The organism is Nocardia sp. NPDC005745 (assembly GCF_040630775.1).
Taxonomy (GTDB): domain Bacteria; phylum Actinomycetota; class Actinomycetes; order Mycobacteriales; family Mycobacteriaceae; genus Nocardia.
The window spans coordinates 540,290-564,996 of sequence record NZ_JBEXYF010000001.1 but is presented as its reverse complement, the minus strand read 5'-3'; the positions used below and the strand labels follow the sequence as shown (position 1 = coordinate 564,996).

At 69.4% G+C, this 24,707-nt stretch carries 21 protein-coding genes and 1 riboswitch; of the genes, 12 read left to right on the top strand and 9 right to left on the bottom strand.

Annotated elements, in window-relative coordinates; translation table 11 throughout:
- Window positions 1–62 precede the first annotated feature (62 nt).
- From leuC to ABZ420_RS02795, 3 genes are all read left to right on the top strand, one after another.
- Window positions 63–1,484 carry a 3-isopropylmalate dehydratase large subunit gene (gene leuC, locus ABZ420_RS02805; protein WP_357116373.1) on the top strand — a complete coding sequence of 474 codons (1,422 nt, stop codon included), beginning with the start codon at window positions 63–65 and terminating at the stop codon, window positions 1,482–1,484.
- A gap of 39 nt (window positions 1,485–1,523) precedes the next feature.
- Window positions 1,524–2,132 carry a 3-isopropylmalate dehydratase small subunit gene (gene leuD / locus ABZ420_RS02800; protein WP_040868414.1) on the top strand — a complete coding sequence of 203 codons (609 nt, stop codon included), beginning with the start codon at window positions 1,524–1,526 and terminating at the stop codon, window positions 2,130–2,132.
- 156 nt (window positions 2,133–2,288) lie between these two features.
- A complete protein-coding gene (locus ABZ420_RS02795; RefSeq protein WP_062969880.1) occupies window positions 2,289–2,939 on the top strand; it encodes an HU family DNA-binding protein in 651 nt (216 codons plus the stop codon).
- 193 nt (window positions 2,940–3,132) lie between these two features.
- Here ABZ420_RS02795 and ABZ420_RS02790 read toward each other — a convergent pair whose 3' ends face one another.
- From ABZ420_RS02790 to cofC, 3 genes are all read right to left on the bottom strand, one after another.
- Complete coding sequence (locus ABZ420_RS02790; RefSeq protein ID WP_357116371.1) at window positions 3,133–4,041, bottom strand: bifunctional NUDIX hydrolase/histidine phosphatase family protein; 909 nt, start codon at window positions 4,039–4,041, stop codon at window positions 3,133–3,135.
- A gap of 50 nt (window positions 4,042–4,091) precedes the next feature.
- Complete coding sequence (locus ABZ420_RS02785) at window positions 4,092–6,263, bottom strand: RNA degradosome polyphosphate kinase (protein ID WP_357116369.1); 2,172 nt, start codon at window positions 6,261–6,263, stop codon at window positions 4,092–4,094.
- 71 nt (window positions 6,264–6,334) lie between these two features.
- The gene (gene cofC, locus ABZ420_RS02780; protein ID WP_357116367.1) at window positions 6,335–7,018 is read right to left on the bottom strand and encodes a 2-phospho-L-lactate guanylyltransferase; all 684 of its coding nucleotides are present in this window, start codon (window positions 7,016–7,018) and stop codon (window positions 6,335–6,337) included.
- Window positions 7,019–7,049: 31 nt separating this feature from the next.
- Between cofC and ABZ420_RS02775 the strand changes: the two genes are divergently transcribed.
- Both ABZ420_RS02775 and ABZ420_RS02770 read left to right on the top strand, forming a co-directional pair.
- On the top strand, window positions 7,050–8,045 hold the full coding sequence (locus ABZ420_RS02775) for an NAD(P)H-dependent glycerol-3-phosphate dehydrogenase (protein WP_357116365.1): 996 nt from the start codon (window positions 7,050–7,052) through the stop codon (window positions 8,043–8,045).
- A gap of 88 nt (window positions 8,046–8,133) precedes the next feature.
- A complete protein-coding gene (locus ABZ420_RS02770; RefSeq protein ID WP_357116363.1) occupies window positions 8,134–9,237 on the top strand; it encodes a D-alanine--D-alanine ligase family protein in 1,104 nt (367 codons plus the stop codon).
- Between the two features lie 139 nt (window positions 9,238–9,376).
- On the opposite strand, the gene ABZ420_RS02765 is transcribed toward ABZ420_RS02770, so the two are convergent.
- Window positions 9,377–9,928 (bottom strand): DUF3515 domain-containing protein, encoded by a 552-nt coding sequence (locus ABZ420_RS02765; protein ID WP_357116486.1) that lies wholly within the window; start codon window positions 9,926–9,928, stop codon window positions 9,377–9,379.
- A 419-nt stretch (window positions 9,929–10,347) separates the two neighbouring features.
- Here ABZ420_RS02765 and thiL point away from each other — a divergent pair, with 419 nt between their 5' ends.
- The 4 genes from thiL to ABZ420_RS02745 are packed head-to-tail and all read left to right on the top strand — an operon-like array spanning window position 10,348 to window position 13,414.
- Complete coding sequence (thiL, locus tag ABZ420_RS02760) at window positions 10,348–11,505, top strand: thiamine-phosphate kinase (RefSeq protein ID WP_357116361.1); 1,158 nt, start codon at window positions 10,348–10,350, stop codon at window positions 11,503–11,505.
- Window positions 11,506–11,516: 11 nt separating this feature from the next.
- Window positions 11,517–12,200 carry a uracil-DNA glycosylase gene (locus ABZ420_RS02755; RefSeq protein WP_357116359.1) on the top strand — a complete coding sequence of 228 codons (684 nt, stop codon included), beginning with the start codon at window positions 11,517–11,519 and terminating at the stop codon, window positions 12,198–12,200.
- A gap of 52 nt (window positions 12,201–12,252) precedes the next feature.
- Window positions 12,253–12,492 carry a hypothetical protein gene (locus ABZ420_RS02750; RefSeq protein WP_357116358.1) on the top strand — a complete coding sequence of 80 codons (240 nt, stop codon included), beginning with the start codon at window positions 12,253–12,255 and terminating at the stop codon, window positions 12,490–12,492.
- Between the two features lie 58 nt (window positions 12,493–12,550).
- On the top strand, window positions 12,551–13,414 hold the full coding sequence (locus ABZ420_RS02745) for an alpha/beta hydrolase (RefSeq protein ID WP_357116356.1): 864 nt from the start codon (window positions 12,551–12,553) through the stop codon (window positions 13,412–13,414).
- Between the two features lie 7 nt (window positions 13,415–13,421).
- Here ABZ420_RS02745 and ABZ420_RS02740 read toward each other — a convergent pair whose 3' ends face one another.
- From ABZ420_RS02740 to rpmB, 3 genes are all read right to left on the bottom strand, one after another.
- Complete coding sequence (locus ABZ420_RS02740) at window positions 13,422–14,210, bottom strand: enoyl-CoA hydratase-related protein (protein ID WP_357116354.1); 789 nt, start codon at window positions 14,208–14,210, stop codon at window positions 13,422–13,424.
- 10 nt (window positions 14,211–14,220) lie between these two features.
- Window positions 14,221–14,757 (bottom strand): GNAT family N-acetyltransferase, encoded by a 537-nt coding sequence (locus tag ABZ420_RS02735; protein ID WP_357116352.1) that lies wholly within the window; start codon window positions 14,755–14,757, stop codon window positions 14,221–14,223.
- Between the two features lie 103 nt (window positions 14,758–14,860).
- Window positions 14,861–15,052 carry a 50S ribosomal protein L28 gene (gene rpmB / locus ABZ420_RS02730; RefSeq protein WP_011210730.1) on the bottom strand — a complete coding sequence of 64 codons (192 nt, stop codon included), beginning with the start codon at window positions 15,050–15,052 and terminating at the stop codon, window positions 14,861–14,863.
- Window positions 15,053–15,357: 305 nt separating this feature from the next.
- Between rpmB and ABZ420_RS02725 the strand changes: the two genes are divergently transcribed.
- Both ABZ420_RS02725 and recG read left to right on the top strand, forming a co-directional pair.
- Complete coding sequence (locus tag ABZ420_RS02725; RefSeq protein ID WP_357116350.1) at window positions 15,358–17,127, top strand: DAK2 domain-containing protein; 1,770 nt, start codon at window positions 15,358–15,360, stop codon at window positions 17,125–17,127.
- A 3-nt stretch (window positions 17,128–17,130) separates the two neighbouring features.
- Window positions 17,131–19,413, top strand: a complete 2,283-nt coding sequence (gene recG, locus ABZ420_RS02720) for an ATP-dependent DNA helicase RecG (protein WP_357116348.1) — start codon at window positions 17,131–17,133, stop codon at window positions 19,411–19,413.
- 13 nt (window positions 19,414–19,426) lie between these two features.
- Here recG and ABZ420_RS02715 read toward each other — a convergent pair whose 3' ends face one another.
- Window positions 19,427–20,848, bottom strand: coding sequence for a short-chain fatty acyl-CoA regulator family protein (locus tag ABZ420_RS02715; protein WP_357116346.1), 1,422 nt, complete (start codon window positions 20,846–20,848; stop codon window positions 19,427–19,429).
- A 246-nt stretch (window positions 20,849–21,094) separates the two neighbouring features.
- Here ABZ420_RS02715 and ABZ420_RS02710 point away from each other — a divergent pair, with 246 nt between their 5' ends.
- Complete coding sequence (locus ABZ420_RS02710; RefSeq protein WP_357033715.1) at window positions 21,095–21,466, top strand: limonene-1,2-epoxide hydrolase family protein; 372 nt, start codon at window positions 21,095–21,097, stop codon at window positions 21,464–21,466.
- Between the two features lie 396 nt (window positions 21,467–21,862).
- Here ABZ420_RS02710 and metE read toward each other — a convergent pair whose 3' ends face one another.
- A complete protein-coding gene (metE, locus tag ABZ420_RS02705; protein WP_357116484.1) occupies window positions 21,863–24,133 on the bottom strand; it encodes a 5-methyltetrahydropteroyltriglutamate--homocysteine S-methyltransferase in 2,271 nt (756 codons plus the stop codon).
- A 166-nt stretch (window positions 24,134–24,299) separates the two neighbouring features.
- Window positions 24,300–24,488: riboswitch (cobalamin riboswitch) on the bottom strand.
- Window positions 24,489–24,707: the final 219 nt, after the last annotated feature.

Sequence of the window (24,707 nt, the reverse complement as noted above, 5' to 3'; positions counted from 1 at the left end):
AACCGTCGCCGCGTCGGAGTCCAGATCGCGGAACGGCTGCTTCGTCCGAAAGGTGATCGACAATGGCCGAACCGCGCACGCTGGCCGAGAAGGTATGGGAACAGCATGTCGTCGCTCGCGGGGAGGGTGCGGGCGCCTCGCGCGAACCGGACCTGATCTACATCGACCTGCATCTCGTCCACGAGGTGACCAGTCCGCAGGCCTTCGACGGGCTGCGCGCCGCGGGCAGGCCGGTGCGGCGGCCGGATCTCACCATCGCGACCGAGGACCACAATGTCCCGACGATCGATATCGACAAGCCGATCGCCGACCCGGTTTCGCGCACCCAGGTGGAGACGCTGCGGCGCAACTGCGCGGAATTCGGTGTGCGGCTGCACCCGATGGGCGACCTCGATCAGGGCATCGTGCACGTGGTCGGGCCGCAGCTCGGCCTGACCCAGCCGGGCATGACCGTGGTCTGCGGCGACAGCCACACCTCGACGCACGGCGCGTTCGGGGCGCTGGCGATGGGCATCGGTACCTCCGAGGTCGAGCATGTGCTTGCCACCCAGACCCTCTCGCTGCGCCCGTTCAAGACGATGGCGATCACGGTGGACGGCGCCATGCCCCCCGGCGTGACGAGCAAGGACCTGATCCTGGCCGTCATCGCGAAGATCGGCACCGGCGGCGGCCAGGGCTATGTCCTGGAGTACCGCGGCGAGGCGATCCGGGCCATGTCGATGGAGGCCCGAATGACGATCTGCAACATGTCCATCGAGGCGGGCGCGCGGGCGGGCATGATCGCCCCGGACGAAACGACCTATGAATTCCTCAAAGGACGGCCGCACGCCCCGCAGGGAGCCGATTGGGACGCGGCGGTGGCCGCCTGGGAGGCGCTGAAGACCGACGAGGGTGCCGTTTTCGATGCCGAGGTGCACCTCGACGCCACCGAGCTGACCCCGTTCGTCACCTGGGGCACCAACCCGGGCCAGGGCGCCCCGCTGGGCGAGACGGTGCCCGACCCCACCGCCTTCGCCGACGAGGCGGCCCGCGAGTCCGCGGAGAAAGCTCTGCGTTACATGGACTTGGAGCCGGGTACTCCGCTTCGACAAGTACCGATCGACACCGTATTCGTCGGTTCGTGCACCAACGGACGCATTGAGGATTTGCGTGCGGTGGCCGGGATTTTGAAGGGACGTCATGTCGCCGACGGCGTGCGAATGCTGGTTGTACCGGGGTCGATGCGGGTTCGCGCACAGGCGGAAAAAGAAGGACTCGGCGAGATTTTCACCGCGGCGGGCGCCGAATGGCGGCAAGCGGGCTGCTCAATGTGCCTGGGAATGAATCCGGACCAGCTCGAGCCCGGCCAGCGTTGCGCGTCCACCTCGAACCGCAACTTCGAGGGCAGGCAGGGTAAAGGCGGCCGTACACACCTCGTTTCCCCCCTCGTAGCGGCCGCGACAGCGGTCCGCGGAACGCTGTCGTCGCCTACGGATCTGGACTGACCGCCCCCGATTCCCTCGAACAAACCCAGGAGATTCGTAATGGAAGCCTTCACTGTGCACAAGGGCATCGGAGTGCCGCTGCGCCGCTCCAATGTCGATACCGATCAGATCATCCCGGCGGTCTACCTCAAGCGGGTCACGCGGACCGGATTCGAAGACGGCTTGTTCGCCGCATGGCGGTCGGATCCGGACTTCATTCTGAACATCGCGCCTTACAACAGCGGTAGTGTGCTGGTGGCGGGTCCGGATTTCGGTACCGGGTCGTCTCGTGAGCACGCTGTTTGGGCGCTGGCGGACTACGGCTTTCGGGTGGTCATCTCATCCCGGTTCGCCGACATCTTCCGCGGCAATGCGGGCAAGGGCGGTGTGCTCGCCGCTCAGATGTCACAGAACGATGTCGAAATGCTCTGGAAGTTGCTCGAGGAACAGCCCGGCTTGGAATTGGTTGTGGATCTCGGGGCGCGCACGGTGACGGCCGGAACCGTCGTGTTGCCGTTCGATATTGATGACTACACCAGGTGGCGTCTGCTGGAGGGATTGGATGACATCGGGCTGACGCTGCGCCAGGAGGACGCGATCACCCGGTTCGAAAAGGCAAGGCCAACATGGAAACCCACTACCCTTCCAGCACATATTTCGCAGACGTAATCACCCCGATCGGTTAGCTGGACAGCCGGAGTTGCGGTAGCTGGACGTGTGCTAAACCACATGAATTTTGGCGTGGCACATAGACTCTTGCCCAAAGTGGGTTTACCGTGGTACCTAGTCGGTCCGACGACGGGCCATTAGTCTGCGGAGGATTCAATGAACAAGGCGGAACTGATCGACGTTCTGACCGAAAAGTTGGGTACGGACAGGCGCACGGCCACCGCGGCAGTCGAGCATGTGGTCGACACCATCGTGCGCGCGGTGCACAAGGGTCAGAGCGTCACTATCACCGGTTTCGGTGTGTTCGAACAGCGTAAGCGCGCGGCTCGCGTCGCACGGAACCCGCGTACCGGCGAAACCGTCAAGGTCAAGCCCACTTCGGTGCCCGCGTTCCGCCCCGGCGCTCAGTTCAAGGCGGTGATCGCGGGTAAGCAGAAACTGGCCGCGACCGGGCCCGCCGTCAAGCGTGGGGTGAATGCGCCGGTGGCCGCGAAGAAGGCGGCGGCGAAGAAGACGGCGGCGAAGAAGACCGCCGCCAAGAAGTCGACGCCGACCAAGGCTCCGGCCAAGAGCACGGCCCGTAAGGCCGCCGCCAAGGCCCCGGCGAAGACCACCGCGCGCAAGACGACCGCTACCAAGACCGCTGCGAAGAAGGCGCCCGCGAAGAAGACCGCGGTCGCGAAGAAGGCTCCGGCCAAGAAGACCGCCACCAAGGCCACGGCGGCCAAGAAGACCACCACCGCCGCCAAGAAGACCCCAGCGAAGAAGACCGCGGCCAAGAAGGCCTCGGCTCGCGGAACCCGCTGATCTCGAGCCACCGCCGGATCGGCGCTGAATGCGCGGCCCCACCACCGGGCCCATTCGCCTCAACGTCGAGACGGCCCCGGGAGACACCCGGGGCCGTTTTCGGCTGTCCGCCTACCGTGGCCTCATCCTCGCGGCGCCGTTGTCGTCATCGGCGCCCGCCGACCCGCGCGGTGACGGGGAAGTTGCCGTCGTATCAGGACTCCGCGTCGTAGGCTGACAGCGATCGATCCAGATGGTCGGCGGCCACCAGGCGGTGGCCGACGAACGACAGCACCCACACACTGCCCTTGCGATTGCGCGCCGACGGCAGCGCGATCCCGTCGCGTTCGGCCAACCAGCCCAGCAGATCCGGGATCACCTTGCCCTGACTGCAGACGACGCGAACGGCCTTGTCCGACACCAGGGCTCGAAGACATTCCCGGGCCTTGTCCGGGTGTTCGGCGTACCCGGTCTCGGAAAACACCGGCTCCTCGATGATTTCGGCGCCGAGCTTCTCCGCCAGCGGCGCCACGGTCTGCACGCAACGCAGGGGAGGAGCCGAATAGACCTGAGATGCGCCGAATGCCAAGAGATTCGGCGTGAGCGCGCGCGCCTGCGTCTCACCCTCGCGGTCGAGCGGACGCTGCTCGTCGGGACCGCTGTAGCGGTCCCTGCGGCCGGCTTTGGCATGCCGGACCAGAAGGAGGGTGTCGGTGCGCGCGGGCAGCCGGGTGAAGGCGCGCACCACTTGCCGATCCATCGGATACGACAACTGGTCCATCACCCGATCCAGCGGGTGCCAGCTGAGCACGTCCACTTCGGAGTTGGCGGTGAACTCCCCGCCCGCCTGCTCGGCGGCCCAGTAGTCGACCCGCTTGAGCTTGCGATGGCCCGGAATCGGATAGGTCACGTGGCCGAGGTAGCGGCCGAGCCTGCACTCCAGCCCGGTCTCCTCGTGCACCTCGCGAACCGCGGCCATCACCGGGGTCTCACCGGGGTCGAGTTTGCCCTTCGGCAGCGACCAATCCTCGTACTTGGGGCGGTGGACGAGCGCGATCTCGATCGTCCCCGCCGATGATTCACGCCACAGCACCGCACCGGCGGCGTAGATATTGGCAGTCACCCGGGGATCCCAGATCGGGCCCCCCTCCTGCTCGAACCCCGTTTTGGCGTTCACTGCTGTTCTGGCCTCCGCAGCCGCATCAAGAACTCCTGATGATCTCTGATCTTGTCCCCGTCGCCGGACGCCCCCGGCGATGCCCGCCAGGTGCCGTCCGGTTGCAACACCCAGCAGCGCGTGGTCGGCGACAGCGCGGAGTCGAACACCCCGTGCAGTTGCTCGGTCAGCCGCGGATCCTTCACCTGCGCCATCACCTCGACCCGCCGATCCAGGTTGCGGTGCATCATGTCGGCGCTGCCGATCCAGTACTCGTCCTGCGCCTGGAAGTGCAGGACGCGGGAATGCTCCAAGAACCGGCCGAGGATGGAGCGGACTTCGATGTTCTCGCTCATACCGGCCACGCCGGGGCGCAGCCCGCAGATGCCGCGCACCACGATCCGCACCGGCACGCCCGCCTGCGAGGCCCGGTACAGCGCGTCGATGATCTCCTCGTCGACGATCGCGTTGGCCTTGATCAGGATCCGGGCATCCTGGCCCTGACTCGCCAGCTCGGTCTCGCGCTGGATGCGCTCGATGATTCCCGAGCGCACGCCGTGCGGGGCGACCAGCAGATTGCGGTAATTCTCTTTTCGCGAGTAACCGGTCAGCGAATTGAACAGGTCGGTCAGGTCGGCGCCGATTTCCGGTGCCGCGGTGAGCAATCCGACGTCCTCGTAGAGGCGTGCGGTCTTCGGGTTGTAGTTGCCGGTCCCGATGTGGCAGTAGCGGCGGATGGTCGCGCCCTCGCGGCGCACCACCAGGCAGGTCTTACAGTGCGTCTTCAGGCCGATCAGGCCGTACACCACGTGCACGCCGGCCTGTTCCAGCGCGCGGGCCCATTTGATGTTGGCCTGCTCGTCGAAGCGCGCCTTGATCTCCACCAGGGCGACCACCTGCTTGCCCGCCTCGGCCGCGTCGATGAGCGCGTTGACGATCGGGGAGTCGCCGGAGGTGCGGTAGAGGGTCTGCTTGATGGCCAGCACCTGCGGATCGGCGGCGGCCTGTTCGATGAAACGCTGCACGCTGGTGGAGAACGAGTCGTACGGATGGTGCACGAGCACGTCGCCCTCGCGCAGCGCGGCGAAGACGTTGCGCGGCGTCTCGCGCTCGCCGAACGCGGGCGGTGTCGCGGGGACGTAGGGGGTGTCCTTCAGATTCGGCCGGTCCACGCCGTACACCTGCCAGAGGCAGGACAGGTCGAGCAGGCCGGGCACCTCGATGACGTCGCCGGGGTCCACGTCCAACTCCCGCAGGAGCAGATCGAGCATGTGCTCGGTCATGTCGTCGGACACCTCTAGTCGCACCGGCGAACCGAACCGCCGCCGGGCCAGCTCGCGCTCCAGCGCCTGCAGCAGGTCCTCGTCGCGATCCTCGTCGACCTCGAAGTCGGCGTTGCGGGTGATCCGGAACGAGTGGTGCTCGACCACCTCCATGCCGGGGAACAGCAGATCCAGGTGCGCGGCGATGAGCGCTTCCATCGGCAGGAAAGCGGCGATCGGGGAGCCGGATTCGGTGCGGCGCACGCGGACGAACCGGTCGACGTTGTCGGGCACCTTGACACGGGCGAAGTGCTCGCCGCCGGTCGAGTAATCCTTCACCGTCACCGCGAGGTTGAGACTCAGCCCGCTGATATAAGGGAAGGGATGGGCCGGGTCCACCGCGAGCGGGGTGAGGACCGGGAACACCTGATCCTGGAAGTAACCCGAGAGGCGCTGGCGCTCGCTGTCGTCCAGGTCGCTCCAGTCGATGATCGCGATGCCCTCGGCCGTCAGCGCGGGCAGCACGCTATCGAGGAAGACGCGGGCATGCCGGACGGCGATCTCCTGCGCACGCGCGGCGATCAGTTCCAACTGCTCGCCGGGAGACCGGCCGTCGGCCGAGCGCACCAGCAGGCCGGTCTCGGCGCGGCGTTTGAGTCCCGCGACCCGCACCATGTAGAACTCGTCGAGATTCGACGCGAAGATCGCCAGGAACTTCGCACGCTCCAGCAACGGGAGCGACGCGTCCTCGGCGAGGGCGAGCACGCGGGCGTTGAAGTCCAGCCAGCTCAATTCACGATTGAGGTAGCGATCGCGTGGCAACCGCGCAACCGACTCGTCGGCGGACAGGGGTGTCGCCGCCGGCGGTGGGGTGGGAAGCAACGGCTGCTGCTTGACGGTTTCCGTATCGCTCACGCCAACGATCATCCCCTACCGGAGAGCACCCGCGCATCCCGCGAGCGCGATCGACGTGTGTCTCACACCACCATGGCGACCGGCTAGCACACGTGTGGAACGGGTTCGTGAACGCCGCCCGGCCAGCCGATGTCGTGCAGGACAGCACGGGTCGCGTTTCCGGCCCCGAGCGCCACCGCGCGGTCCAAGTCGGCGGCGGTGTCGACGTCCAGGCGCAGCCCCGGCCAGTCCCCGGTGAGATCGACCGCCCCCGCCTCGATATGGCTGCGCGCCGAACCGGGGCCGAAGCGGGGATCGAGGGCGGCGACCGGGTCGCGAACCACGAGCGCGGCGGTGCCGCTGCCCTCGTGGTCGACCACGATCGAGCGCAGTCCGCGCGGGGCGGCGGCGAGCATGTCCGAGAGCTCTTCCGGACGCAGCGCGGGCAGATCGGCTTGCAGCGCGAGCAGATCGATCGGCCCGTGCGCACCACGCAACGCGGCGGCGGTGGCGGCCAGCGCGGTGTTCAGCCCGCCGGCCTGCGGTCCGCGCGGTTCCGGATGGACGTCGGCGCCCAGCGCGCGGGCCAGGCCTGCCACCTCGGGGTCCGGCGTGACCACGGTGACCGACACGACCTCCCCGACCGCCGCGGTGGCGGTCACGGTGTCGGCGAGCATGGCCAGCACAAGGCGTGCCCGGTGCTCCGGGCGCAGCCGGTCGGCCAGTCGGCTCTTGGCCTGATCGAGGCTCTTGACCGCGATCACGGCATGCACGGCGTGCGGGCGCATGCGAGCAATCCTTCCATGGCATATTGGGCTGATGACGAGGGTGGCAGTGCTGGGCGCGGGATCGTGGGGCACCGCGTTCGCGAAGGTGTTGGCGGACGCGGGAACCGAGGTCACGATCTGGGCCAGGCGGCCCGAGGTCGCCGCGGCGCTGGCCTCCGAACATCGCAATCCCGATTACCTGTCGGATATTCCGCTGCCGCCGATCGCGGCGACCCACGACCCGGCGGTGGCGCTGGACGGAGCCGACATCGTCGTGCTGGCGGTGCCGTCGCAGTCGCTGCGCGCGAACCTCGCCGCGTGGAAGGGACTGATCGAGGCCGACGCCACCCTGCTGAGCCTGGCGAAAGGGATCGAGACCGGGACGCTGCTGCGGATGAGCGAGGTGATCGAGGAGGTCACCGAGGCGGATCCGAGCCGGATCGCGGTGCTGTCCGGGCCGAACCTGGCGCGCGAGATCGCGGTCGGCCAGCCCGCCGCGACCGTGATCGCCTGCTCGGACAACGACCGCGCCGTGGCGGTGCAGCACGCCAGCGCGACCGGATACTTCCGGCCCTACACCAACACCGACGTGGTCGGTTGCGAGATCGGCGGCGCCTGCAAGAACGTCATCGCGCTGGCCTGCGGGATCGCGTCCGGAATGGGCCTGGGCGACAACTCGATCGCCAGCCTGATCACCCGCGGTCTGGCCGAGATCATCCGGCTCGGGGTGGCCCTCGGCGCCGAGCCGGTGACGCTGGCGGGCCTGGCCGGAGTCGGTGACCTGGTCGCCACCTGCACCTCCCCGCTGTCGCGCAACCGGTCGTTCGGCCATGTGCTCGGCGCGGGCGGGTCCATGGAGGCCGCGCAGTCGGCCACTCATGGCCAAGTCGCCGAGGGTGTGAAGTCCTGCACATCGGTGCGCGCGCTGGCCGAACGGCAGGGCGTGGAGATGCCGCTGACCACCGCCGTGCATCAGGTCTGCCATGAAGGACTCTCCGTGCGCGAAGCGGTCGGCAACCTGCTCGGGCGGCGGATGAAGCCGGAGTGATTCCGGCTCCGCCCCGCGTGCACGGAGGCCGGAGTGTCCGGGACGGTCAGCGGTGGGAGCGGACACCGAAACGGGTACGGTTCGGAGCATGACGAACCGGATCAGGGTGGCAGTGGTCTTCGGCGGGCGCAGCAACGAGCACGCCGTGTCCTGCGTATCGGCCGGTAGCGTGCTGCGTCATCTGGACCCGGAGAAGTACGAGGCCGTGCCGATCGGCATCACCACCGAGGGCCGCTGGGTGCTCGGCGGTGCGGAGGTGGCCGCGCTCGGCATCCACGATCGCGCCCTGCCCTCGGTGGACGCCGCGGGCACGGCACTCACTCTCGCCGCCGACCCGAGCCGCTCGGGGGCGCTGATCGCGCTCGACGATCCGAGTGCCGCGCTCGGCGCGGTCGACGTGGTCTTCCCGATCCTGCACGGACCGTTCGGTGAGGACGGCACATTGCAAGGAATGCTGGAACTCGCCGGAGTTCCCTATGTCGGCCCCGGTGTGCTGGCCAGCGCGGCGGGCATGGACAAAGAGTTCACCAAGAAGCTGCTCGCGGCCGAGGGACTGCCGGTCGGCACCCAGGTGGTGCTGCGGCCCGGCACCGCGACGGTCGCCGAGGAGGACCGGGTGCGCCTCGGCCTGCCGGTGTTCGTCAAGCCCGCGCGCGGCGGTTCGTCGATCGGCATCACCCGCGTCGGCGACTGGAACGACCTGGATGCCGCCATCGCGGCGGCGCGCAAGCACGACCCGAAGGTGATCGTCGAAGCGGGCATCGTCGGACGCGAAGTGGAATGCGGGGTCCTGGAATTCCCGGACGGCCGGGTCGCGGCGAGCGTGGTCGCGGAGATCCGGATGCCGGAGACCGGCACCGTCGCCGACGCGCCCGCCTTCTACGACTTCGACACCAAGTACCTCGACGACGTCTGCGAATTCGACGTCCCCGCCAAGCTGGACGACGAGGTCTCCGACCAGATCCGGGAACTGGCCGTGCGAGCCTTCCGAGCCCTGGACTGCCAGGGCCTCGCGCGGGTCGATTTCTTCGTCACCGAGCAGGGACCGGTGATCAACGAGATCAACACGATGCCCGGATTCACCGCCATCTCCATGTACCCGCGCATGTGGGAGGCCACCGGCGTCGACTTCGCCGCCCTGATCTCCTCGCTCATCGACACCGCGCTCGCCCGCGGCACCGGCCTGCGTTGAGCCCACTGCCCTCGCAACTCGGTCCCACTCCGATTCGCGTTCGGGTCTGATCGCTTGTCGGCTGTGCCTCGGTGTGTGCGCCACGGGACGAGTGGCCCGCTCGAGCCTTCGCGGACGGATAGGCGCACGGTGCTCGCCGTCAGTTGGGCAGCGGTCCCGGGTCGATGGGCTGGGCCGGGAGGTGGGCGGTGATGGTGTCGGAGACTTCTTGCAGCGGCGTGGGGCCCGAGCCGTCGGGGACGGTGAGAGCGACGTAGGTCCCCCGGTCGACGGCGAACCAGGTGCTCGCCGCGGCGGCCTGGTCGCGGACCTCGAACCACTGCACGCCGTCGACGATCTGCAGCGGCGAGGCGCGGTTGAATTCCAGCGGCCGATCCAATCCGCAGCGCAGGACGATGGCGTCGCCGCCTTCGGTGCGCTGCCAGGCGCGGGTGGCGGGCGGGGCGGGCTCGACCAGGGTCGATTTGGTGTACTCACCCAGGTTCGCGGGCAGGGCGGGCAGCAACTCGGCGCAGGCCGGACCCTCCGCCGCCGGGGCCGGGACGGGGCCGAGCACCAGCGGTTCACGCTCGACGGGCGCGTGGCGCGCGAGCACGGCGGCCACGATCACGGCGACGACCAGCACGACCGGAAGCGCCACGGCGGTGGCGATGAGCGCGGGCGAGTACTGGTGCGCGGGGGCCGGCGCCAGCGGGTTGTCCGGTTCGCTCGCTGCTGCGGAGTCTTCGGCGTCGCTCTCGTCTGCTGCTGCGGAATTTCCGATGTCGCTCTCGACTGCGGGGGCGGCCGAGTCCTCGGCGTCGCTGTCCCCGGTGCCGTTGTCCGGTGTCGCGGCGTCGGCGCTACCCACCGCATCGTCCGGGTGCCCGGACTCGCGGGATTCGGTAGCGGCTTGCGGGTGTTCGTCCCGCTGCTGCGAATCGCGGTCCGGCGAATCCGCCGCCATGGTCACCGATCCTTTCTGGTGCGCGTCGCCCTGGTCGGCAGCCGCGCAGCGGTGGACCGGGCCGGAAGTACTCGAATGCCTCCGAAAGGGTACCGTCGGGCTCGTTCCAGCAAGCACCGCGCCGGAGAGGATCGGTCATCAGCGCCAGCAGGGCCCCGAGGACAGTGCGTGAACTGGGGGAGTTCGCGCTGATCGACCGCATCAACGTGGGCCGGGTGCAGGCGCCGGGTGTGCTGCTCGGCCCCGGCGACGACGCGGCGCTGATCGCGGCTCCGGACGGCCGGTTCGTGGTGACCACCGACATGCTCGTGCAGGACCGGCATTTTCGGCTGGACTGGTCCAGTCCCGAGGACGTGGGCCGCAAAGCGATCGCGCAGAACGCCGCCGACGTGGTCGCCATGGGCGCCACGCCGACCGCGTTCGTCGTCGCGCTCGGCTGCCCCGCCGACACCCCGCTCGCGGTGGTCGACGGACTCGCCGACGGAATGTGGGCCGAGGCGGCCAGGGCGGGGGCGTCCATCGCGGGCGGCGACCTGGTCCGCAGCCGGGAACTGGTCGTCTCCGTCACCGCATTCGGCGATCCGGGTGGTGGCGCGCCGATCACCAGAGCGGGTGCGCGCGTGGGGGATGTCGTCGCGGTGGCGGGCCGGCTCGGCTGGTCCGCCGCGGGCCTGGCCGCCTTCACCGCCGAGGTGACCGGCCCCGAGGTCGCCGAAGCGCTTGCCGCGCACCGGGTCCCGCAGCCGCCGTACGCCCTCGTCCTGGACGCACTGCGCGGTGGTTCTCCCGGGGAATCGGAACTTGCTGCAACTGAGCTTTTTTCGGCTCGCACCGCATCCGCGCGGGAATCCGCGACCGTCTCGCTCGAAGCCCGAGACCCGGAATCGTCGTCCCGGCCCGTGCCGCTCGGTGCCGAACCGGAAACGCGCACCGTGTCCGGAGGTCCAGCGCCGGGCGCGTCCGGCCTCGGGCTGCACGCGCTGACCGACGTGTCCGACGGGTTGCTCGCGGATCTGGGGCACATCGCATCGGCCTCGGGCGTGGCCATCGACCTGGATTCGGCCGCCCTGCGCGACCCGGCGCTGGAGCTTGTCGCCGCTCGGCTGGACGCCGATGCGGCGCAATGGATCCTGACCGGCGGTGAGGATCATGCCTTCGCGGGCGCGTGGGCGCCGGGCCGCGCGCTCCCACCCGGATGGGTCGTGATCGGGCGAGTCGTGGCCGGTCGCGGGCTTACCGTCGACGGCGTCGCGCAGACGGGCGGCGGTGGGTGGGAATCGTTCCGTGGGGCGGAATCGCCGTCCGGCGGCGAGCCACGCTAAGTTGTGCGGTCATGGGCGCGAAACCACTGTCGGAAATCATGGATCCGGGCTGGGCGAAGGCACTCGAGCCGGTGGCGGATCGGATTTCCGCCATGGGCGAATTCCTTCGTGCCGAGAACGCCGCGGGCCGTGGCTACCTACCGTCCGGTGAGAACGTCCTGCGCGCCTTCCAGCGTCCGTTCGACGCGGTGCGCGTGCTCGTGGTCGGCCAGGATCCCTACCCGACGCCCGGCCACCCGATGGGGCTGAGTTTCTCCGTGGCGCCGGATGTTTCGCCGATTCCGCGCAGCCTGGCCAATATCTTCGCCGAATACAGCAAGGATCTCGGCCATCCCGCGCCCTCCTGCGGCGATCTGAGCCCATGGTCGGACCAGGGTGTGCTGATGCTGAACCGCGTGCTCACCGTATCGCCGGGTAAGCCCGCTTCGCACCGGGGCAAGGGCTGGGAGGAGGTCACCGATCAGGCGATCCGCTCCCTGGTCGCCAGGGACGAGCCGTTGGTGGCGATCCTGTGGGGCCGCGACGCGGCGACGCTGAAGCCGCTGCTGGCCGAAGCCGAGGTCCCGTACATCGAGTCCGCGCATCCGTCGCCGCTGTCGGCGTCTCGTGGGTTCTTCGGTTCCCGCCCCTTCTCTCGAGTGAACGAACTACTCGACGAACTGGGTGCCGAACCGGTTGACTGGCGCCTGCCCTGAATCGGGCGTCTGTGTGTGATCGACCGAGAGTTAACAAGTGAGGAGCTGTTCCATGCACAACACCACCGTTCGCGGCGCGCTGCGCGGCACCACCGCGACCTTGGCCTTCTGTGCCGCTTTGACCAGCGGCGCGGCCGTCGCGGGAGCGGCGCCCCTGCGGCTCGAGCCCGCCACGGAGACCGCGACGGCTCCGGTCGCCGAGGAATACACCTCCAGCGGCTCCTCCACCCTGTCCGCGTCGGTGAACGCCAAGATCGCGTGCCTGTTCTTCGTGGGCAATCTCGGCTGCTGAACCCTCGATTCGCCGGGTTCGCGCCGGCGCGGAACAGCGTTGTGCGATCCTACAGATCGTGAGTAATGCGAACAATCTTCTCGAACCGTCCCGGCTCCGGCTGCGCGGTTCGGGCGGAATCGAGCTGGCCGCCGATCGGTTCGGCCCGGTCGACGGCCCGCTCGTCGTCTTCTTGCACGGTGGCGGGCAAACCCGGCATTCGTGGAAGAAGACCGGCGCCCGGCTGGGCGCGTCGGGGATGCGGGTCGTCACGGTCGACGCCCGCGGCCACGGCGACAGCCAGTGGGCGCCGGATCGCGACTACCGGCGCCAGACCATGGTCGACGACCTGTTGCTGGTGCTGGAACAGCTGGGCGCCCCCGCGGTGGTCGTCGGGGCCAGCATGGGCGGAATCACCGGGCTGCTCGCCACCGCGCGGGCCGGTGGAGCGGCGATCAGCGCCCTGGTGCTCGTCGACATCGTGACCCGGCCCGAGCCGGAAGGGGTCGCCCGGGTGATCGACTTCCTCGGCAAGCATCGCGATGGCTTCGACAGCATCGAACAGGCGGCCGACGCGGTCGCCGAGTACCTGCCGCACCGCCCGCGGCCGAAGAGCACCGAAGGCCTGCTGCGCAATCTGCGCGAGCGTGACGGTCGCTGGTACTGGCACTGGGATCCCGAGATGCTCCGCGACCGGCCGGAGGACCCGTCCGCGATGATCGAGCCGATGGAGGACGCCGCGCGGGCGCTGCGCATCCCGGTGCTGCTGGTCCGCGGCATGCGCTCGGACGTGGTGAGCGCAGAAGGAGCCGAGGCGTTCCAGCGGCTGGTGCCGCACGCCCAGCTCGTGGAGATCGGCGGCGCCGCACACACCGCGGCCGGTGACGACAACGACTCGTTCACCGACGCGGTGGCGAAATTCGTCCTCTCGACCCTCGAGTGACGACCGATCAGGCCCGTCCGGCGTAGTCGGGCTTGCGCTTGGCGACGAAGGCGTCGACGCCCTCGCGTCCGGCGGGGGAACTCGCGGCCGCGGCGATTCCGTCGCGCTCGCTGTCGAGCTGATCGCTCAGCGTCGCGGTATCCGACTGCCGCAGCAGCGTTTTGATGCTCGCGTGGGTGGAACGCGGTCCGGCGGCGATGGTGCGTGCGAGGCGCTGTGCCTCCTCGGCGATCTCGCCGTCGGGGACCAGCCTGCTCAGTACGCCGAGGCGCACCGCCTCGTCGGCGTCCAAGACGGCGTCGGTGAGCAGGATCTCGCGGGCGCGCGCCCGCCCGACGACGCGCGGCAGCGTCCAGGACATGCCGCCGTCAGGGCTCAGGCCGATGCCCGGATACGCCGGGCGCAGCTTGGTGCCGGGTCCGCCGAGGGCTATGTCGGCCAGGCAGACCAGGCTCATGCCCGCCCCGGCCGCCCAGCCCTGGACCGCGGCCACCACCGGGACCGTGACCGCGTCCAGCGCGCGGACGAATTCGTGCAGGTCGGTGGCCAGACCGTGGATGTGCGCCGAGCGATCCCGCGCGGCGGCGAAGCCGCGCACGTCGCCGCCCGCGCAGAAGTTGGCACCGGTGCCCCGCAGCAGCACCGCGCCCACCTCGGAACCGAGCGAGTGCAGTGCGGCGGTGCCCGCGTTGATGCCCGCGAAGTCCATGGACGTGCCGTTGGCGGAGGTGGCGATGGTGATCTGGAGGACGCCGTCGACGGTTGTCACGTACCCTGCTTGCTCGCTGGAGTTCATGATCTGCACCTTAACGGGCACGGTAGGACACGTCCGTGGGTGGCCGACGCCGAGATGGGGTGCGCACCATGCGCACTTCCATCGCGGCGGTGAACGGCTCTACCTTGCGCGTGCCGTCGAGCACGAAACCGTGCTCGCGGTAGAACGCCTGGGCCCGTGCATTCCACTCGAACACCCACAGCGAGCACGGCGCGGCCGGATCGAGGGCGGCGCGGATCAGGTCGTCGGCGACTCCGCTGCCGTGCCAGCGGGACCGCACATAGAGGGCGTGCAGCTCGAGCGGGGTCACCGCGTCCGCGTCGCCAGGCGGGCCCGCGCTGGAGAATCCGATGACCAGGTCCTCGACGACCGCGACGTGTGTGCGGCCCGGATAGCGCACCCGGTCGCGCTCCCACAGCTCGGCCCGGCGCTCGATGTCGAACGCGTCGAGCACGTGCGTGGGCACCAGCCCCCGATGCGCCTCGCGCCAACAGGCGATGTGGCATTCGGCCAGGCTGTAGACGTATTCGGCGGTCAGCGGCCGGACCAGCCACGGATGCTCGGTCACCGCTGCCACGCTCGTCGGCAGACCGCAGTCACGACAACGCCCCGGACCACCCGATACGGGTGCCGGGGCGTGTGCCGACGGTATTGGTCAGCCGGGAAGCGGATCAGCCGCGGACGACCTTGCCCGCCTTCAGGCAGGAGGTGCACACGTTCATGCGGCGGGTGTTGCCCGGAGCGACCTGTGCACGCACGGTCTGGATGTTCGGGTTCCAACGACGGTTGGTGCGCCGGTGCGAGTGCGAGACCGACTTCCCGAAGCCGGGGCCCTTGGCGCAGACGTCGCAGACGGCAGCCATAGTCGCGAACTCCTTCATGTCAATGGTGGGGACCGCCGCCTTCGCGGTGCGACGCGTCCTCGTTGCAATGTCGAGTGTGCCCTGCCGACGGAGAGCCGACCAGCGCAGACCGGCGACGGCCACGCGAGGCAACCCTGCAAGGGTAGCTGTGCAGGCGCCGATCCACCAAACCGGTCCTCACGGACGAGTGCCGGATCCGTTGCCGGGCATCCCCAGTGTAGGAGCGCGGTCTTACCGGTCGTCTGTCGGGACCGCCCGCTAACCTGGCGGGCGGCGCGGGTGGGCAGGTGGCGGAAGGGAGTGAGGTGACGGTGTCCGGAGTGCGGGATGTAGTGGACGGCACGGCATTGCTGCGCTGGGGCCGCACCTGTCTCGCCGGCCTGGAACACCGGCGCGAGGAGATCAACGCACTCAATGTCTTTCCTGTCCCGGACGCGGATACCGGTACGAATCTGCTGGCCACCATGCGCGCCGCGGTGGAGGCGGGGGAGGCGGCGGCGAACGCGGACGGGAGCGCGGCCCGCGCCGTAGCCGTCGCCATGGCGCACGGCGCGACGGTAGGCGCCAGGGGCAACTCCGGGATCATCCTGTCCCAGGTGCTGCGTGGCGTCGCGGACGCGGTGGACGGTGGCCCGTTCACGGCCGACAGCCTGCGCGCCGCGCTGGCGAGGGCCTCCGAACTGGTCCGCGAAGCGCTGAGCGTGCCGATCGAAGGGACCATTCTCACCGTGCTGGACCGTGCGGCCGCGGCGGCCGCGCAGTGCCCGGACCAGGAGCTGGCGAACGTGGCGCTGGCGGCGGCCGACGGCGCGGCCAAGGCGCTCGGCGACACGCCGTTCCAATTGGGTGTGCTGCGTCGGGCCGGTGTCGTCGACGCGGGAGCCCGCGGCTTGGTGGTGCTGCTGGACAGCTTGGTCACCGTGACCCGGGGTGAGGCGCCCGCGCGACCGGAGTACCCACGGCCCGCGGTGGCGCGATCGGCGCCCGCCGACGACGCGGAGCCGCAGTACGAGGTGATGTACCTGCTGGCAGGCTCCGACGAGCGGAAGGTGGCCGCGCTGCGCGCCCGGCTCGGCGAACTCGGCGACTCGGTCGTGGTGGTCGGTGACGGCGGCGGGTCCTGGTCGGCGCATGTGCACTGCGCCGACGCCGGAGCGGCGGTGGAGGCGGGCATCGCGGCGGGCGAACTCAGCCGGATCCGCATCGAGAATGTCGTCCGCACGCCGCACCGAGACGCCCCGGCCGGGTCCGGCGAACGCGTGGAAGCGGCGAATCCCCTCGCCGCTGACGGTATCTCCGACTCGCGGCCCCGGCCCCTCCGAACCGGGGGCATCCCATCGCCCGCACCGGCTGCCGATTCGACCCAGGTGGTGGCCGGTGGGCTCGGCTCGAGCGCGGGGGCGACGCCCGAACTTCCGGCCGATCGGGGGATTCTGGCGGTGGTCGCTGGTGCCGGCGCCGCGACGCTGTTCGAGGACGCGGGCGCCGTGGTGCTGGCGGGCGACGAGCCGGTCACCGCGACGACGCTGCTGACCGCGATCCGGCGGATGCCGAACCGCGAGGTAATGGTGCTGCCCAACGGCGCCCTGCCCGCGCACGAACTGGTCGCGGTCGGCGTCGCCGCGCGTGACGCCCATCGGGACGTGCTGCTGCTGCCGAGTGCGTCGATGGTGCAGGGTCTGGCCGCCCTGGCCGTGCACGACCGAGGACGATTCGCGGTGGACGACGCCTTCGCCATGTCGGAGGCGGCCGCCACGACGCGGTGGGGCTCGCTGCGCCCGGCGACCGAGCGCGCGCTCACCATGGTCGGCACCTGCGAGCCGGGCGACGGTCTCGGACTGGCCGGGCACGATGTCGTCGTGATCGAGCCCGACGTGCGCGCGGCGGGGCGGACGCTGCTGGACCGGCTGCTCGCCTTCGGCGGCGAGCTGGTCACCCTGCTGATGGGAGCGGCGGCGCCGGACGGTCTCGGCGACGAACTCGCCGCTCATATCGCGCAGAACTTTCCCGGGGTCGAGGTGATCGTGTATTCCGGTGGGCAGCAAGGCGATTCGGTGCAGATCGGAGTGGAGTAGCGCATGGCGGCACTGAGCGATCGGCTCGACCACATTCTCGGCGCGAAGGCGGCGGACTCCCTGGCGGACGCGTTCGACATGCGGACCGTCGAGGATCTGCTGCGGCACTACCCCCTGCGGTACGCGACGCAGGGTCAGCCGCTCACCGAGGAGGCGCCCGAGGACGGTACGCACATCACCGTCATCGGGCGGATCACCAAGGCCGAACTGCGGCCGATGCGCAACCGCCGCGGATCGCTGCTGAAGGTGGTTCTCGACACCGGTGCCGGGCGCGGCGTCGACGTCACCTTCTTCAATGGCGACAAGGTGAAATACGTGGTCCGCGAAGGTCTGCGCGCGATGATGTCGGGCACGGTGAACTACTGGCGCCCCGGCCAGTGGAACCTCAGTCATCCCGGCTACCTGATCCTGCCGGAGGCAGAGGGCGACGACGATTCGGTCGGCGCGCTGACGAAGGTGCGCGGCGGCGGAGACCTGCGAGGTCTGGCGCAGAGCGCCGCGGGCGCGGGGGGAGTGGACACGTCGTTCATGGAACGCGAGTTCATCCCGGTCTACCCGGCGACCGCCAAGGTGCAGAGCTGGGACGTGCTCGCCTGCGTGCGGCAGGTGCTCGACCAGCTCGATCCGCTCGATGATCCGCTGCCGGAGGACGTGCGCGCCGAACGGGCGCTGCCGAATCTCTCCGACGCGTTGCGGCTGATCCACCTGCCCGAACGCAAGTCCGACATCGATCAGGCCAAGGATCGGCTGCGCTTCGACGAGGCGCTGGCCCTGCAATTGGTGCTGGCCGAGCGCAGGCACGAGGTGTCCGGCCGCCGGGCGCGCGCCTGCGCGTCGCGCGCCGACGGCATCGCCGCCGCGTTCGACCAGCGGCTGCCCTTCGAACTCACGGCGGGGCAGAAGCAGGTCGTGGCGGAGATCTCCGCCGATCTGGGCCGCGAGCAACCGATGCACCGGTTGCTGCAAGGCGAAGTGGGCTCCGGCAAGACGATCGTCGCCCTGCACGCCATGTTGCAGGTGGTGGACGCGGGATTGCAGTGCGCGCTGCTCGCCCCTACGGAGGTGCTCGCCGCGCAGCACTATCGGTCGCTGCGCGGCATGCTCGGTGAGCTGGGGGCCGCGGGCGAACTGGGCGCGTCCGACCACGCCACCCGCGTGGTGCTGGTGACCGGGTCGATGTCGGCCGCGGCAAAGAAGGCCGCGCTGCTGGAAGCGGTGACCGGCGAGGCGGGCATCGTGATCGGCACGCATGCGCTGATCCAGGACAACGTCGAGTTCTTCGATCTCGGCATGGTGGTGGTCGACGAGCAGCATCGTTTCGGCGTGGAGCAGCGAGACGCCCTTCGCGCCAAGGCCAAAACCGGTGTCAGCCCGCATCTGCTGGTGATGACCGCGACGCCGATCCCGCGCACCATCGCCATGACCACGCTCGGCGATCTGGAGACCTCCACGCTGACCGAACTGCCGAAAGGGCGCTCGCCGATCGTCTCCAAGGTGGTGCCGCGCAGGCAGCATCCGAACTGGGTGGATCGCGCGTGGGAGCGGATCGTGGAGGAGGTCGCCGCCGGGCGTCAGGCGTACGTGGTGTGTTCGCGCATCGGCGACGACGAGGAGACGGCGGGCAAGTCCCGCAACGGGCGTTCGAAGTCCGGCGAGGGCGAGAAGGAGGGCCCGACCACCCAGGCCGCGCTGGACGTATACGAGATGCTGCGCGGCGGCCCGCTGGCCGACGTGCGGGTCGGCCTGTTGCACGGCAGGCTGCCCACCGACGAAAAAGATCAGGTGATGCGCGCGTTCAACGACGGATCGGTGGACGTACTGGTGTGCACCACCGTGGTCGAGGTCGGCGTGGACGTGCCCAACGCGACGGTGATGGTCATCGTCGACGCCGACCGGTTCGGCGTCAGTCAGTTGCATCAGCTGCGCGGCCGGATCGGCCGGGGACGGCACCCCGGGCTGTGCCTGCTGGTCACCGATGCCGCGCCGGGCGGGTCGGCGATGGCGCGGCTGGACGCCGTCGCCGCCACCACCGACGGCTTCGAACTCGCGGTGCTCGACCTGCGTACCCGCCGCGAGGGCGACGTGCTCGGCGCCGCCCAGTCCGGCACGGCCCGCTCGTTGCGTCTGCTGTCGCTGCTGGACGACCTCGAGGTCATCACCGCCGCCCAGGAATTCGCCCGCGCCGTGGTGGCGTCCGACCCGGGCTTGCGCAAGCATCCCGGTCTGGCGGGAATGATGCACGCGGCCGTCGATTCCGAGCGGCTGGAGTACCTGGCCAAGTCCTGATCCCCCGGCGAGGTCAGCGCCCCAGCCGCGGGTAGGGCAGGTCGGTGCTGGTGTGTTCGGCGACAGCCAATGGACTGCCGATGTGCGGGAAAGCACGCTGCGCGCACGCGGGGCGCTCGCACACTTTGCAGCCCGCGCCGATCGGCACCGAGGCCGCCGGGTCGTCCAGCTGCAACCCGGCCGAATACACCAGGCGGTCGGCGTATTCGACATCGCAGCCGAGGCCGATCGCGAAGTTCTTCGCCGCGGTGCCGAACCCGTGCGGGGCGATCGCCGCGGTGCGCGCGACCCACAGATAGCGGCGGCCGTCGGGCATCTCGGCCACCTGGGTCAGGATGCGGCCGGGGTTGGAGAAGGCCTCGTGCACCACCCACAGCGGGCAACTGCCGCCCACCCGGGAGAAATGGAAGGCGGTGGCCGACTGCCGTTTGGAGATGTTGCCCGCCCGGTCGGTGCGCACGAAGAAGAACGGGACGCCACGCTGGCCCTGCCGTTGCAGGGTGCTGAGCCGATGGCAGATGGTCTCGAAGCCGACCTCGAACCGCAGACCGAGCAGATCGATGTCGTAGTGCAGTTCCTCGGCCGACCGCAGGAATCGGCCGTACGGCAGCACCAGCGCGCCCGCGAAATAATTGGCCAGCCCGATCCGCGCCAGGGTGCGGGATTCGCCGTTGAGCGCCGGGCTCTCGGCCAAGACGGCGTCCAGCTCGGCTCCGTAGAGCAGAAGGCCGAGCGTGGTGGCGATCTGGAAGGCGCGCTGGCCGGGCCGCAACCGGCGAGCCAGCGTGAGCGTCCGGGTCTCCGGGTCGTAGTGGCGCTTGGGGACGGTGGGGTCGGCGCCGTCGCCGCGTACCAGAACGGTGACTCCGGCGCGTTCCTCGGCGATGCGGGCGAGCTGACGATCGAGCGAGCCGATGGTGAGCCCGGAGTTCTCGAACAGCTGCTCGGCGGCGATGTCGAGCTGCGCGATGTGGTTGTGATGGTCGTAGAAGAAGTCGCGCACGTCCTCGTAGGGCATGGGCACGCCCGGCGCGCCCGCGGGGGCGGACACCCGCGCGGAGAGCAGGTCCAGCTGATCGGTGGCGGCGCGTAGTCGGCGATGCATCGCGACGACGATCCTGGCGACCTCCGGTTGGCGGGTTGCCAGTTCCTCCACCTCGGTCAGCGGCGCGGTGTGCCCGCCCGCGGCGTCGATGAGCACCTCGTGCAGGTCCGACACGAGCCGCGCGTCGGAATCGGCGGCGAAGAACTGGACGTCGAGATCGAAGGTGGAATTGAGTTTCAGCAGTACGGGAATGGTGAGTGGGCGCTGGTCGCGCTCGAGCTGATTGAGATAACTCGGCGACAGGTCCAGCGATTTCGCCAGAGCCGCCTGAGTCATCCTCCGTTCTTCACGCAATCGCCGAAGCCGGGCGCCCGCATACATCTTGCGCACGTGCACGATGGTAGCTGCGATGATTCGCAATCATCGCAAGAACGCGCGTTCTTAGCCGCAGGAATATGCTTTTGCGAGGTATCCAGCAATGCCTTCGATCTGCGTAGCGTGCGAAGAGAGGTTTGCCGTCGCATTGTGGATCGGGCACGAAAATGCCCATCGATCCCCTTCCCTGCCGAGCAATTGCTTGGTTGAATCGAGAGGTCCGGCACCCGCCTTCCGGCAGCAGGAAAGTGAGCAGAACGAATGCCCGATCCCGACGAACTCGTGCGTGCGATGTGCCGAAGCTGGTCCGACCCCGATCCGGATCGGATCAGCGCGTATTTCGCCGAGGACGCCGTCTACCACAACATCCCGATGGAACCCATCGTCGGACGCACCGCCATCCGCGACTTCATCGCGGGTTTCCTGACCACCTTCGAGGCCATCGATTTCGACATCCATCACCAGATCGCCTCCGGCAACGTGGTGATGAACGAGCGCACCGACACCCTCCGCTCCGCGGGACGTGAGACCCCGCTGCCTGTCATGGGCTTCTTCGAGGTCGCCGACGGCGAAATCACCACGTGGCGGGACTACTTCGACATGGCCGCCATCAACCGGGCCTTCGGACTGTAGAGCGGGGCTCGGTCGAACATGTCGTCCTCGAATCGGCTGTGGGCGACCGAGTTCGACCGGCGTCGGTGGTGGCGATTGATTTCCGGATCGGATGGAACCGAATCGGGGGGTGGACACGTCGAAGTAGGTAAGAGGGGAACGATTGTCCGGTGGTCGACATGCGAGGAGGGGTAGCCGATGGAGCGTTGTTCCGGGTGTCATACGGCGTGGCGGCGGGGGATGCGGGTGCGGGCACGGGAGTTGCCGGTGACGCGGCGGGAGGAACCGTGCGATCGGTACACGCTGCGCCGCAGGCGACCACCGCGGCCGGAGCCGGAAACGGACTGCGGCTCTTGACGGTTCGGTGCCCCCTTCGGGCGGCGAAGGGGGCACCGAACGCCGATAAACGGGAGAGGGTTACCGGACGGCGGCCGCCGCGGCGACCATGTTGCGCAGTGAGGCTTCCACCTCGGCGCGTCCCCTGGTCTTCAGCCCGCAGTCGGGATTCACCCAGAGCCGTTCGGCCGGAACAGCTTTCAGTGCCGCGCGCAGCGAAGTGGTGATCTCGTCCACGCTGGGCACCCGCGGGGAGTGGATGTCGTACACGCCGGGGCCGACGCCGAGGTCGAATCCCGCCGCGTTCAAATCGTCGAGCACCTCCATGCGGGAGCGCGCCGCCTCGATCGACGTGACGTCGGCGTCCAGCCCGGCGATCGCATCGATCACCTCGCCGAATTCCGAGTAGCACAGATGCGTGTGGATCTGCGTCGCATCGGACACTCCGGAGGTCGCGATCCGGAACGATTGCACCGACCACTCCAGGTACCCGGGCTGGTCGGCCGCGCGCAGCGGAAGCAGTTCACGCAGGGCAGGCTCGTCGACCTGGATGATCCGGATGCCCGCCGACTCGAGGTCGACGGTCTCGTCGCGGATCGCCAGCGCCACCTGACGGGCGGAGTCGCCCAACGGCTGGTCGTCGCGCACGAACGACCACGCCAGAATGGTGACCGGTCCGGTCAGCATGCCTTTCACGGGCTTGTCGGTGAGCGACTGCGCGTACGCGATCCACTCGACGGTCATCGGCTCCCGCCGCGCGACGTCACCGAACAGGATCGGCGGCCGCACGCAGCGGGTCCCGTAGGACTGCACCCATCCCTGCTCGGTCGCCGCGAACCCGTCGAGCTGCTCGGCGAAGTACTGCACCATGTCGTTGCGCTCCGGCTCACCGTGTACCAGCACGTCCAGCCCCAACCGCTCCTGTAGCGCGATGACCTCCGCGATCTCGTCGCGCATCCGGCGGACGTACTCCGCCTGATCGATCTCGCCCTTGCGCAGCGCGGCGCGCGCGAGCCGGATGGCCGAGGTCTGCGGGTAGGAACCGATCGTCGTGGTCGGAAGCGCGGGCAGCCGCAAACGGTCCCGTTGCAGTTCTCGGCGTTGTTCGGCGGGTGCGCGGCGGACAGTGTCGGGCCCGAGCGCGGCCAGCCGGGCCCGCACCCGCGGATCGTTCAGCCGCGGATCGGACCTCCGCGACGCCAGCGCCGCACGCACCTCGGTCAACTCGGCGTCGATCGCTTGCGCACCGTCGCTCAGCGCGGTCGCGAGCAAGCGGACCTCGGTCACCTTCTCCGCGCCGAAGGCCAGCCAGGAGCGCAGCCGCTCGTCCAACCCCGTCTCCGCGGCCAACGTGTAGGGCACGTGCAGCAGCGAGCACGAACTCGAAACAGCCACCTGCGCAGCGGATCCCCGCAACGTATCGAGGGTGGCCACAGCGCGGTCGAGATCGGTGCGCCAGATGTTGCGACCGTCCACGATCCCCGCGACGATCAGCTTCCCGGTCAGCGCGGGTACGTCGGCCACCGCGGCGACATCGGCGCCGGAGGTGAAGTCCAGGGCCACTCCTTCTATACCGGTGCTCGCCAGCGCAGGCAGCGCGGCGTCCGAATGCCCGAAGTAGGTCGCGACGAGGATCGCCGGACGCTCGGCGGCGTCGGCGAGTTCGGCGTAGGTGACCTGCACCAGGCCGATCTCTTCCGCCGTGAGGTCGGTGACCAGCACCGGCTCGTCGATCTGCACCCACTGGGCACCGGCGACGGCGAGCCTGCGCAGCAGTTCCCGGTACAGCGGCAGCAGTTCGATCAGCCGGGCCAGGGCCGAGCCGCCGCTCGCCTTGGCCAGTTTCAGGAAGGTGATCGGGCCGATCACCACCGGTCGCCCCGGCACGCCCAGCTCGAGCGCCTCGCTCAGTTGTGCCAGCAGCTTCTCCGGGTGCAGCGAGAAGGCGGTCTCGGGGCCGATTTCCGGCACCAGGTAGTGGTAGTTGGTGTCGAACCACTTGGTCATCTCCAAGGGCTCCACCGTCTCGGTGCCGCGCGCGGCGGCGAAATACCGATCCAGCGGGTCGGAGATCCCGGCGACCCGGGGCGGCAGCGCGCCCAGCAGTTCCGTGGTGTCGAGCATCTGGTCGTAGTAGGAAAAGGTGCCGACCGGAATCGAGTCGAGGCCCGCGGCTCGCAATTCGGTGAGCTGGGCCCGCCGCAGGTCGCGCGCCACGGCGTGCAACCGGCCTGCGTCGATCTCGCCTGCCCAATAGGCTTCGGTGGCCCGCTTCAGTTCCCGCCGGGGCCCTACTCGCGGAAGCCCGAGAACCGTCGCGGTGAACGGCTTCTGCTGTGCAACAGTCACGATGTTTCTCCATTGCTGTGGACGAAAGCCATCGCCGTACGGGCAGGCGGAGAACCTTGCGACATGCCGGTGAAATCCCGGCCGAGGAGCCCGACACGTCAGCTGGTGATCCGCACGCCCAATCCACGAGGCGGTGGCCGCCGGGTACGGCGTACCCGGCACGACTGGCAGGTCTTCGGACTCGCGGGCACCGGCCGTGCGGGCCGGCGTACGCCGGAGTGCTCCCGATGGCCGACCTACTGGCCGTCGCTTCCCGGGTCGCGGAGCCTTCCGGCTCGGTGAAACCCAGTGCCTGGTGACGGCGGTCGTTCCTGCATACCGCTGCGGGACAGTCCCGGATTCCCACCGGGTTCCCTCTCGCCCGCCGTAACGTCGCCGCACGGGCGGGCTCGACTCCGTCGCGCGACGTCGGGGCTCCATCTCGTCGTGCTGCGGTGAACCAGCTGCACTCTCAGCATAGGACGCGGTGCGGCCGCCAGGAACGACCGACCCGAGATCGGGAGCCGCTGCCGCGGCCACCTGCGGTCGGAGAGGAGCCGCACCGGTCGGCCCCGCGGACGCGAAGTTGTCCGGTGGC